Consider the following 11,851-nt stretch of genomic DNA (forward strand, 5'->3'; position numbering starts at 1 on the left):
TTTAAGATTTATTTTTCAAAATACCCAAAAATTCTTCTCTAGAAATTTCATAACATCCTAAACTAGCCAAATGATCGTTATATACTTGACAATCTAATAAGTCATAATGATTTTGTTTTAGATAATTAACTAAGGCATTGAAAGCAATTTTAGAAGCATTACTCACTAGGGAAAACATACTTTCACCACAAAATACATGTCCCATATCTACTCCATATAAGCCACCTACTAATTTATTATCAATCCATACCTCTACTGAAAGAGCTTTACCTAATGCGTGTAAATTACAATAAGCATCAATCATTTCGTCACTTAACCAAGTACCATTTTGCCCAGGGCGAAAAACCTGCTGACAGTTTAGCAATACGTCTCGAAAAGCATGATTAAAAGTAATTGTAAAAATATTTCTGTTAATAATATTGCGTAAGCTTTTAGAAGGTTTGTATTCTTCAGGAAATAAAACCATTCTTTCCTCTGGACACCACCAAAGTATAGGGTCTCCATCGTCAAACCAGGGAAAAATACCACTACTATATGCTAATAATAAACGATCTATAGATAAGTCACCCCCTATTGCAATGACTCCTTCAGGAGAGGTTTCTTCTACAGAGGGAAAATAAAGTTCTTTGGTAATAAAATACATGATTTTCAGAAAAAAGAAAGAAAAAAGAACCTTTTAAAAGAAAGAGTCATTCTAATATATTTATACTGAATGACTCTTTTATCTTTTTTCTTTGCTTTTGATTAAAAAGGTAAATCGTCGTGTTCTTCTTCATTAAAGCTTGGTGCAGGTTCAAATGCTTGAGCTGCTGGCATAGGAGGCATTTGTTGTCCCATAGCAGGTTGTGCTGCTTGCATTGGTTGTACTCTTTCAATTCTCCAACCCTGAATCGTATTAAAATATTTTGCTTCACCTTGAGGGTTAATCCACTCACGACCACGTAAATTAATTGATACTTTTACTTGTTCTCCCACTTGGAAATTATTCAAATCATCCACTTTTGCTTGAGTAAACTCAACCATGATATGCTGTGGATACTGCTCGTCTGTTGTAATTACTAACTCTCTCTTCTTAAAAGACGCACTAACTTCTTGTGTGGGGTTAATGACTTTAATTCTTCCTGTAACTTCCATGATAACTTGTATTAATTATTTTGCTAACAGCACTTTCCATGCTGAAAGTATGTCTTGATTTTCTAAATATAGTTTTGCTAATTGCTTGATTTTTAAAGAATCTTTTGTATTTAAAACTTCTTTAACTGAATTGTTTTCGTGGACAAAGATAACGATTTCTTCTTCGTTTGGCAAAGCTTCTATATTTCCTAACATACCTAAATCATTTCCTGTAAAAAATGGGTCTTCTTTAATATAATTTGGAATAGCATCTACTCCAATTCCTAAAGTTATCAAAGGTTTAGGAACTTCAAAAAGTCCTTTATTAGAACGTGAATACCAATTACCTCCTAAACGAGCTACTAAATCAATTTTATATTGATCAATTATTCCATTTTCATCTAAAATAGCTTCATCTATATGTATTTTAACTACTTCACAGATTACTAAATTACCTGCACCTCCTTCTGTTCCTAACGCAATAACTTCATTGACCTTACATTCAAATTGCACTGGTGATTCAGCAACACGAAAAGGTTTTACTAAATCAGAAGGTAAAGCAGTAAGACCTGCCTTTTCAAATTCATTAATTCCTTCGGCATATTCTGTACTGGAAAGAGACATTTGTTGTACAATATCATAATTTACAACATTTATAACTACTTCCTTAGTTTCTAATACGTTTTCTAATGTATGTTTGGTAGTATTTCCTCTTACCCTTCTAGCTGGAGAAAAGACTAAAATAGGCGGATTAGCACTAAAAACATTGAAAAAGCTAAAAGGAGACAAGTTAGGTCTACCTTCTGCATCGATTGTACTTGCAAATGCAATAGGTCTTGGCGCAATAGCGCCTTGTAAATAGGACTGAACTTGTGGTATTGATAATTCAGCAGGAATGAAACTTTTCATTTATAAATCAGTTTTTTAACAAAAATAAGAAAAGAAGCTATAAAATAAAGTAAAGGAAATAGACTTTTATTATATTTAAACTCTGAAATATAAATATGAATTTTACCAATAAAAATAATTTTATTCGTTGGCTATTAGTAAGTTTTTCATTCTTAATCATTAGCCTTATTCTATGGAATACCTATACTCTGATACAAATTTTTAGAAAAGAAGAGCGTAATAAAATGGAGCTTTGGGCTACTGCTGAAAAAACACTACAAAATGCAACAGATCAAACAGAGGTAGATTTACCTTTTCAGATAATAACTAATAATAACACAATTCCTACTATACTCCTAGATGGGAATGATAGCATATTAAGTTTTGGAAATATTGATGAAGATTTAGTAAAAAATGCTAAGGATAGGAAAAATCTTGCATTAGAATTTAAACAAGCTAATAATAAAATTGATATAGAATACGATAAAGGAAAACATCATTATTTATATTATATGGATTCTGCTTTATTGAATCAATTAAAATACTACCCTATTGCACTGATCACTATCATTGTATTATTTAGTGCTTTAGTCTATAACTATTATAGAACCAATAAAATTTCTACCGAAAGTAAACTCTGGGCTGGTATGGCTAAAGAAACAGCCCATCAAATTGGGACACCTCTATCATCACTTATTGGTTGGGTTGAAATCATGAAAGCGGACAAAGTAGATGAAACTATAGTATCTGAAATTGAAAAAGATCTTTTTAGACTTCAAAATATAACCGATCGATTTTCAAAAATAGGTTCTAAACCATCTTTAGAAAATAAGAATATCATAGAAGAAACTAAATTAGTATATGAATATTTAGCTTCTCAGTTTAAAGGACAAGTAAAATTTCATTTTTTTTCTACTGAGCAACTAATATTTACAAAAATAAACCCAACACTACACAGCTGGACGATAGAAAATTTAGTAAAAAATGCTATTGATGCCATGAAAGGAAGAGGTTATATAGATATAATGATTGAAGATCAAGATGATTATATCAAAATTAAAATAAGTGATACTGGCAAGGGTATTCCTAAAAATTTGTTTAAAAAAATATTTGAACCTGGTTTTACAACAAAAAAAAGAGGTTGGGGACTTGGATTATCATTAACTAAACGGATAGTGGAAGAATACCACAAAGGAAAAATAAAAGTTTTACATTCTGAAATTAATAAAGGTACTACCTTTCAAATTAGTTATAAAAAATGCATCTGAGTTATTGGGAAATAAAAAATTGGTTTACAACAGTTGATTTTACCGTAGTAGGCAGCGGAATTGTTGGTTTGCACACAGCCATACGCTTACGAGAACGATTTCCTAACAGTAAAATCCTTGTTCTAGAAAAAGGAACATTACCTGAAGGAGCCAGCACAAAAAATGCAGGATTTGCTTGTTTTGGCTCTTTATCCGAAATATTAGACGATCTAAAAACACATACAGAAGAAGAAGTTATTCAATTAGTACAAAAACGTTGGAATGGATTACAATTATTACGTAAACACTTAGGAGATCTTTCAATTGATTTCAAACCATATGGTGGTTATGAGTTATTTTTATCACAAGATGATACAAATTACCAAGAATGCTTAGAAAAGAGGTCTTTTATAAACGATCTTTTTCGTCCTTTTTTTAAAACAGATGTATTTCAAAAACAACTGGATCAATTTGATTTCAAGAATATAAAGGAATTTAGCATATTTAATCCGTTTGAAGGGCAAATTAATACAGGTAATATGATGCAAGCTTTACTAAAGAAAGCATATGAAAATCAAATATTAATCTTGAATAATCAAACAGTTAAAAATTATGAAGATATAGGAAATGAAGTAGAAGTTGAATTAGCGGATTATACATTCAAAACAAAAAAATTACTTTTTGCAACTAATGGCTTCGCTGAAAACTTAACCAAAGGTCAAGTAAAACCAGCTAGAGCACAAGTACTTATTACAAATCCTATACCTAATTTATTAATTAAGGGGACCTTTCATTTAGATCAAGGATATTACTATTTTAGGAATATTGATAATCGAATTTTATTAGGAGGTGGTCGAAATTTAGACCTAATTACCGAAACGACAACTTCATTAGATCAAACTGCTTTAATCCAAAACAAATTGGAAGAATTATTAAAAACTGTAATTTTGCCGCAAACAGAATTTACCATAGCTCATCGATGGAGTGGCATAATGGGAGTAGGTACTCATAAAAAACCAATTGTACAATCACTTTCTACTAACGTGTATTGTGGTGTACGCATGGGAGGCATGGGCGTTGCCATAGGAAGTTTAATAGGACAAGAATTAGCAGATTTAATATAAATGACAACAAAAAAAAATACAAATACGAAAACAAAATCTAAAAATCAATCATCCAATTTTATGGCTAAAGTGAAATTGTTTTTATGGAAGTGTTTTCTTTATTTTAATATAATTTCACTTGTACTTGTTTTTTTGTTTAAATATGTACCAGTACCTTTTACCCCCTTAATGATAATACGAGCTATAGAAAATAAATCAGAAGGAAAAGAAATTATCTTTTCACATGATTGGGTACCTATTGATGATTTATCCTTAAATTTACAAAAAGCGGTTATATCCAGTGAAGATGGCTTATTTCTTCAACATAACGGATTTGATTTTTCTGCCATGAATAAAGCATTTAAAGGAAATTTAAAAGGGAAAAAATTAAAAGGAGGTAGCACTATTTCACAACAAACTGCTAAAAATGTATTCTTATGGCAAGGACGTAGCTACATTCGTAAAGCTCTAGAAGCGTATTATACTGTTTTAATAGAGTTAATATGGGGTAAAAAACGTATTATGGAAGTATATTTGAATAGTATAGAAATGGGTAATGGGATTTACGGGGCAGAAGCAGCTTGTCAATATTGGTTTCATAAAAGTTCTAAAAGCTTAACTAAATATGAAGCGGCCTCTATAGCAGCTATATTACCAAGCCCAAGAAAGTATAAAGCTGTTGGATCTTCTAACTACGTTGAAAAAGAAAAAATAAAACAATTCGAGTAATGCGTCACATAGGAAATTTAGATTATTAATTAAATTCTTAATTAAATTCTTAATTTTTATTTAAAAATATTTTTTTACAAAATTTATTTTATAGCTTTATAAGTAATCCATAAATTTCTATAGCCTTATAAAGTATTTAGTAAACAGTACACTATGAATCTATCCATAAAAAAAAAGATATGTTTTACCTACACTAGCTGGAGGCTTTTTGTTTTTAGGAACTAGTTTTAAAGAAGATTTTTTTGAAATAGCAAAGCAGATTGAAATTTTCACCACCTTATTTAAAACAGTCAACATGAACTATGTTGATCAAACTAATCCTGCAGAATTAATAGATAAATCTATTAAGAGTATGCTTGCAGAATTAGATCCATACACTGTCTATTTTAATGAAGCAGATGTTGTTCGTTTTAAAATAAACAATACAGGAGAATATACAGGTATAGGAGCCATGATAACCCGAAAAGACGGTAAAACCTACATACGCGAACCTTATAAAGGCTATCCAGCCGATAAAGCAGGATTAAAAGCTGGTGATGAAATCATTCAGATTAATGATGTCATTCTAACTGATTTTAAAGAAGATGTATCGCAATTATTAAAAGGCAGTAAGAACACAAAACTTTCTATTCAATACAAAAGAAATGGTGAACTTAAAACAACTCAATTAATTCTAGATGAAATAGATGTAAAAGCGGTTCCTTATTATGGTATGGCTGATTCTAAAACGGGTTATATAGTACTATCACAATTTAACGCAAAAGCTTCAAGTGAAACACGTGAAGCATTAGAAAATCTAAAAGATCAAGGAGCTACTCAAATTATATTAGATCTTAGGGGTAATCCTGGCGGACTTTTACATGAAGCTGTTAATATTTGTAATTTATTTGTGCCTGCTGGTGAAATAATTGTGACTACAAAGTCTAAAATAGAAAAACATAATAATGTTTATAAAACCTCTAAACAACCAGTAGATTTAGAAATTCCGCTTGCAATTATTGTAGATGGTAAAAGTGCATCCGCTAGTGAAATTGTATCAGGTGCTTTACAAGATTTAGATCGAGCTGTTGTAATAGGTTCTAGAAGTTTTGGTAAAGGATTAGTTCAACGCCCTATTGATTTAACTTATGGAACACAACTAAAAGTGACGATTTCAAGATATTATACACCTTCAGGACGTTGTATTCAAGCTCTGGATTATTCTAAAAAAGATGCCAATGGTAAAGCCACCCGTACTGATTCAAAAAATTATAACGCATTTAAAACTCGAAAAGGTAGAACAGTATATGATGGTGGAGGTATTCAACCTGATATTGAATTAGAAGAAAGTAAAACAAGTACTATTGCTGATGCTTTAGTAAAAGGAGATGCCATTTTTACTTATGCTAATCAATACTATTATAAAAACCCTAATCAGAGTAGTACCATACCTAATTTAGGAGATGCTGATTTTATTGATTTTAAAAATTACTTAAAAACACAGAAATTTTCATTTGACACTAAAACTGATTTAGCACTTAAAACAGTTCTTGAACAGGCTAAAAAAGAAAAAATAGATATTCAAATTAAATCTCAATACGAAGCTTTACAACAAGTTTTACAAAAAACAGATGAAATAGAATTAGATAAAAATAAAATTGAGATTCTTAATTTAATAAAAGATGAATTAATTAAACGATATCAATACAAAGAAGGTCTTTACCAATACTATGCAAAAAACAATAATGTTATAAAAGAGCAACGGAATTATTAAACAATTCCGTTGACTACAAAAAATATTATTGAAATAATGTAATGGAGGATGAAGTAAAATATATAATTAATTTATTCATCCTCTATTTTTCTTTTCATTTCTATATGAGGTATATCGTCTTCGAGATATGATTCTGATGTTTGTACGAAACCATGAGTTTCGTAAAATTTCACTAAATATTCCTGTGCAGATATTGTAATACTTTTCTGGTTATAAGTTGTTTTTAAGCTATCAATAGCCACTTTCATTAATTCATGACCTAACTTAAGACTACGATATTTAGGAGAGACCACTACTCTACCTATTGAAGAATCTTCAAAATAATCACCTGCGTTAAACATACGACAATAACTAGCTAAATCATCGTTAATATAACCTAAAACATGAATTGCTTTTGAATCTTTCTTATCTATATCTAAATAAGCACAATTTTGTTCTACTACAAACACTTCTGACCTCAAAAATAAGATACTATATAATTCATCTAGAGAAAGCTCATTAAAACGCTTTATTTTAAATTTTTGCATATTTTTTGGTTTAAAAAAACAAGGACGCATAAGCGTCCTTGTTTTGATGTTATATTTTTATTTTCATACCTGGTTGCAGATCATTTTCTTTTATATTATTCTTTTTTCTTAACTCTGCAACAGTAGTATTGTATTTTTTAGAAATTTTAAACAAGGAATCTCCTTTTTGAACTACATATAATTTTTGCTCTTCAAATGGTAGTTTCTTTTTAGGTAATTCAACCTTAGCGGCAATAGATTTTTCAATTTTTAATTGTTCTCCTATTTTTATATCCTTTGATGTTCTATCATTCCATTGCAATAACTCATCAACGGTTACACCATAAGCTTTGGCTATTTTACCAAAATTATCCCCTTTTTTTACTGTATATAAATCTATTTGAACTAAAACTTCTTGTTTAGGTTCAACTAATTTTATAACGTCACCTGGAGTTACTAATCCACTTTCAACTTGATTCCATTTTTTTAAATCAGATACATACAAATGATACTTTTTAGCTATACCATAAAGGGTTTCTCCTTGTAAAACGATATGTTCAGAAATAGCTGTATCATTATTAGATGAATTTAATTCATTTTTAACCTTTGATTCTTTTTGCACAACTAAATCGAGTGTTTTTAATTTTGAAGTATTGCTTGGTGTATTTAATACAACTTGGTTACGTTCTTCTGGCTCTTGAACAGTATTTGCTGCAATAGTATTCGTTTCATCGTATTTAATTCTAATTTTTGATCCTCTTAAAAGGTGAATACCTCTCAATCGATTCCATCTTTTTATATCAGCAACTGCCACATTATATTTTTGTGCTAGTACATTTGCATCTTCTCCTTTTCTTACAACATGAAGTTTCTGTAACAAAGGTTTTTTAGTCTCAATTTTATTTGATACTAAACTTTCTTCAACTACTTTTTCAGTTTCTAGTATTTCTTTGATAATACGCGGTTTAATTTGTCTTATAAAAGGTTTTTCTCTTTTACTTTCTATATGATCAACATAAGCGTAAACTTTTTCTTCATTAGAGGCTAAAATTGCTAATTTCTTCTTTGGTAAACAAACAAAATTAGTCTTACCTGTAACATAAGGAATAACCTTCATTTTATAAGAAGGATTTAAAAATTCAATATCAGACTCGGGCATATCTAATAAACTAGCTAATTGTTTAAAACTTATCTTACGTTTTAAAGCAATTGTATCTGTTTCAAAATGTTTTGCCACGGGCTTATAAGGTACTAAACCATGTTCTTTGTGATATTCAAAAATATACATAGTTGCTAAAAAGGCAGGTACATAACTTTGCGTTTCACGTGGTAATTTGTGCTTTATATTCCAAAAATTTTGGAAACCACCAGAACGACGAATGGCTTTACTAACATTTCCTGCACCAGAATTATAAGAGGCTAAAACAAGTTCCCAATCTCCAAATATTTTAAACATACTTTGCATATAACGTGCGGCTGCATCAGTAGCTTTAAAAGTATCTTTACGTTCATCTATGTAGGAGTCAATTTTTAAACCGTATTGTTTTCCTGTTTCATACATAAACTGCCACAAACCTGTAGCTCCTACTCTTGATACTGCACTAGATCGTAATGCAGATTCTACTATTGAAAGGTATTTTATTTCTAAAGGCACGTCATAACGAGCCATTGCTTCTTCAAATAAAGGAAAATAAAATTGAGATAAACCCATCAGACGTTCATAAGATCGCTTACGGTTTTTCAAAAAATTCTTAACTAAATTTTCTAATTGAGGATTATACTCTATATTAAAAGGAGATTTTTCATCTAATAAACGCAACCTTTCTTTAAACACATCTGTTGGCAAATCAAAATCAACTTTTGCATTTAAATCAAGATTTTTTATATCTGAAACAATTCCGTCAAAAATATCCTGAGTATTTGATAATTCTTTTATATATTGATTATCAATACAATCTAAAGTTTCATTAACTACAAAAGTACTTTTAATAGAATCTAAATAAGACCTTTTAACAATAGGCTTTAAAACAGAATCCTGAGGAATCTTATCTTGGGCATAAGTTCCAAAAGCAGATACCAGTAAAAATAGATTGAGAGCAAGTTTTTTTCTAATCATCAGCTTTATTTTATTTAAATAACTTATTTCCAGCTATTTATATTAGATTTACAAACATAAAACCTAATTTTGATTTACAATAATAAAAAATGTTAAAATTTAATTAATTTAATATAGCAGCAATTCCTGGTAAAATTTTACCTTCTAACATCTCTAACATTGCTCCACCTCCTGTTGAAACATAACTCATTTTAGGTTCGAAACCAAATTGTTTTACAGCAGCAACACTATCACCACCTCCTACTAAAGAGAAAGCTCCATTTTGAGTAGATTCTGCAATATAGTTACCTAATTCAATAGTACCGTTTGCAAAATGATCCATTTCAAAAACACCTAAAGGACCATTCCATAGAATAGTTTTAGAATTTAGAATAACATTTTTTATTGCCTCTAATGATTTAGGTCCTACATCCATACCTAGCCAACCATCAGGAATCATATTAACATTTACTAATTGTTTATCTGCTGTATTTGAAAAAGAATTAGCTGCCAACACATCAACAGGTAAATGAATTTGAACTCCTTTTGATTTAGCTTTTTCAAGAATTTCAAGAGCTAAATCTAATTTATCATCTTCACATAATGAATTACCGATTTGTCCACCTAATGCTTTTATAAAGGTAAAAGTCATACCTCCACCAATAATCATATGATCAATTTTATCTAAAATATTTTCAATAACTGTTATCTTTGAAGATACTTTACTTCCTCCTAACACCGCTGTCACAGGTTTTATACTATTATTCAAAACCTTATTTAAACTTTCAATTTCTTTTGCTAAAAGAGCTCCAAAACATTTATTATTAGGGAAAAATTGAGCTATTATAGTTGTAGAAGCATGTGCTCTATGAGCTGTACCAAATGCATCATTTACATAGACATCACCTAAAGAAGCTAATTTTTTAGAAAATTCAATATTTCCTTCTTCTTCTTCTTTATAAAAACGTAAATTTTCTAATAATAAAATATCACCAGGTTTAACGTTTGCTGCGGCATTTTCTGCAATAGAACCTATACAGTCTGATGCAAAAGTTACAGGTCTACCTAAAATTTCAGCAGTTCTAGATACAATGTGTTTCAAAGAGAATTGATCTTGTACTCCTTTTGGTCTTCCTAAATGTGATAATAAGATAACGGCACCACCTTCATTTAAAATTTTATCAATAGTAGGCTTTGCAGCTTCAATACGAGTAGTATCTGTAACATTAAAGTTTTCATCTAACGGCACGTTAAAATCAACTCTAATTAAGGCTTTTTTATCTTTAAAATCAATATCAAAAATAGTTTTCATCGTGTTGTATTTTTTTACACAAAAATAAAACAAAAAAGCTAAAAAAAGGCTAAATATAGAATCTAGCTGTTTTTTTAGCCTTAATTTTTTAAAATTTAAATATTAGTCTTCAGATAAAGAATTTTGTGTACAAGGACAATTACTAATACCTTGAAAGAAATCCCATCCTAAAGTAATCATATGTGTACCTGAATTATAATTTAATAATTCATTTGTGGTAATTTGATAAGCATAACCCGCATAAAATCCTCCTTTTTTCAACCCAATCATAGGTCCTATAGATAAAGGTTTCATAGGTTGATCGTTCAAGAAACGATAAGTTGCACCTAACCAAAAATAACCTGTACGTTGATAATCAATATAACGATACTTAAGATTGACATCAGTTGAGGAACGTCCATCACTTTCAAAATATTGAAAATAAGCAGAAGGTTCTATTTCGGTTCTTGAATCACGGTTTCCTTTAAAAACATAACCTGTATAGAGTTGATAATTTCTCAATTGATTAGGTTCTGGTGAAACCGGAAATTTTTGAAGATCTTTTGGTAATAGGTTACTAAAATTAAAGTTCAAATAAAACTTATTTTTTCTATATAAAAAACCAACATCAAAGTTGCTATTATTAATAAAGCGATCATTATTTACACTACCATCTTTTGTCTGAAAATTTTCAATTTCATGTCTAAAATTATTATAATTATAGGACATACCAAAAGAAAGATATTGCTTACTTGGATAATCTAAAATAATATGGTGAGCAAATGAAACTTTAGCTCCCATTTGGCGACTATTCCCATTTCTATCATTGTAAACATGAAGACCAATACCTGATTGATCTAATATACGCATATCAAAATAAGCTGCTTGATTGTTAGGTGAATCTTTTATACCAACCCATTGAAAAAAACCATTAACTCGAATCCTTGCATTATCACCTATCCCAGCATAGGTAGGTGATAAAACAAATGGATTGTCTGCTAAATATTGAGTAGCTGCAGGTAAATGTAACTCCTGAGCAATACCTGAGGATACTATAGAAAAAGCTAGAATTGTAAAAGCTTTCTTTGTTTGACTATATAGTGTACGAACTGTCATAACTCAAAAG

Annotated in this window: 10 protein-coding genes and 1 pseudogene; 4 read left to right on the top strand and 7 right to left on the bottom strand. The window is 29.8% G+C overall.

Features of this window, described 5'->3' with window-relative positions:
* Position 1: 1 nt before the first annotated feature.
* The 3 genes from aat to JJC03_RS05105 form a co-directional block, all read right to left on the bottom strand.
* A complete protein-coding gene (gene aat / locus JJC03_RS05095; protein WP_088397481.1) occupies positions 2 to 643 on the bottom strand; it encodes a leucyl/phenylalanyl-tRNA--protein transferase in 642 nt (213 codons plus the stop codon).
* Positions 644 to 744: 101 nt separating this feature from the next.
* Complete coding sequence (locus JJC03_RS05100) at positions 745 to 1,134, bottom strand: DUF3127 domain-containing protein (RefSeq protein ID WP_088397482.1); 390 nt, start codon at positions 1,132 to 1,134, stop codon at positions 745 to 747.
* A 15-nt stretch (positions 1,135 to 1,149) separates the two neighbouring features.
* The gene (locus JJC03_RS05105; protein ID WP_088444261.1) at positions 1,150 to 2,022 is read right to left on the bottom strand and encodes a flavin reductase family protein; all 873 of its coding nucleotides are present in this window, start codon (positions 2,020 to 2,022) and stop codon (positions 1,150 to 1,152) included.
* 95 nt (positions 2,023 to 2,117) lie between these two features.
* On the opposite strand from JJC03_RS05105, the gene JJC03_RS05110 reads away from it, so the two are divergent.
* The 4 genes and pseudogenes from JJC03_RS05110 (at position 2,118) to JJC03_RS05125 (ending at position 6,865) form a co-directional block, all read left to right on the top strand.
* On the top strand, positions 2,118 to 3,269 hold the full coding sequence (locus JJC03_RS05110; RefSeq protein WP_235874129.1) for a sensor histidine kinase: 1,152 nt from the start codon (positions 2,118 to 2,120) through the stop codon (positions 3,267 to 3,269).
* Complete coding sequence (locus JJC03_RS05115) at positions 3,260 to 4,372, top strand: NAD(P)/FAD-dependent oxidoreductase (protein WP_088397485.1); 1,113 nt, start codon at positions 3,260 to 3,262, stop codon at positions 4,370 to 4,372. The genes JJC03_RS05110 and JJC03_RS05115 overlap by 10 nt, the downstream gene beginning before the upstream one ends.
* 60 nt (positions 4,373 to 4,432) lie before the next feature.
* Positions 4,433 to 5,080: a monofunctional biosynthetic peptidoglycan transglycosylase gene (gene mtgA, locus JJC03_RS05120; protein WP_309597785.1), complete on the top strand. Its 648-nt coding sequence runs from the start codon at positions 4,433 to 4,435 to the stop codon at positions 5,078 to 5,080.
* Positions 5,081 to 5,233: 153 nt separating this feature from the next.
* A pseudogene (locus JJC03_RS05125) lies at positions 5,234 to 6,865 on the top strand (S41 family peptidase).
* Positions 6,866 to 6,904: 39 nt separating this feature from the next.
* Here JJC03_RS05125 and JJC03_RS05130 read toward each other — a convergent pair.
* From JJC03_RS05130 to JJC03_RS05145, 4 genes are all read right to left on the bottom strand, one after another.
* Positions 6,905 to 7,360 carry a GNAT family N-acetyltransferase gene (locus JJC03_RS05130; protein WP_088397488.1) on the bottom strand — a complete coding sequence of 152 codons (456 nt, stop codon included), beginning with the start codon at positions 7,358 to 7,360 and terminating at the stop codon, positions 6,905 to 6,907.
* A 49-nt stretch (positions 7,361 to 7,409) separates the two neighbouring features.
* A complete protein-coding gene (locus JJC03_RS05135; protein WP_235874131.1) occupies positions 7,410 to 9,455 on the bottom strand; it encodes a LysM peptidoglycan-binding domain-containing protein in 2,046 nt (681 codons plus the stop codon).
* 103 nt (positions 9,456 to 9,558) lie between these two features.
* A complete protein-coding gene (locus JJC03_RS05140; protein WP_088397490.1) occupies positions 9,559 to 10,746 on the bottom strand; it encodes a phosphoglycerate kinase in 1,188 nt (395 codons plus the stop codon).
* Positions 10,747 to 10,848: 102 nt separating this feature from the next.
* Entirely contained in the window at positions 10,849 to 11,841 is a 993-nt protein-coding gene (locus JJC03_RS05145) for a PorP/SprF family type IX secretion system membrane protein (protein ID WP_088397491.1), read from the bottom strand.
* Between the last annotated feature and the right edge of the window lie 10 nt (positions 11,842 to 11,851).

This window comes from Flavobacterium oreochromis (assembly GCF_019565455.1).
In the GTDB taxonomy this organism is placed as follows: domain Bacteria; phylum Bacteroidota; class Bacteroidia; order Flavobacteriales; family Flavobacteriaceae; genus Flavobacterium; species Flavobacterium oreochromis.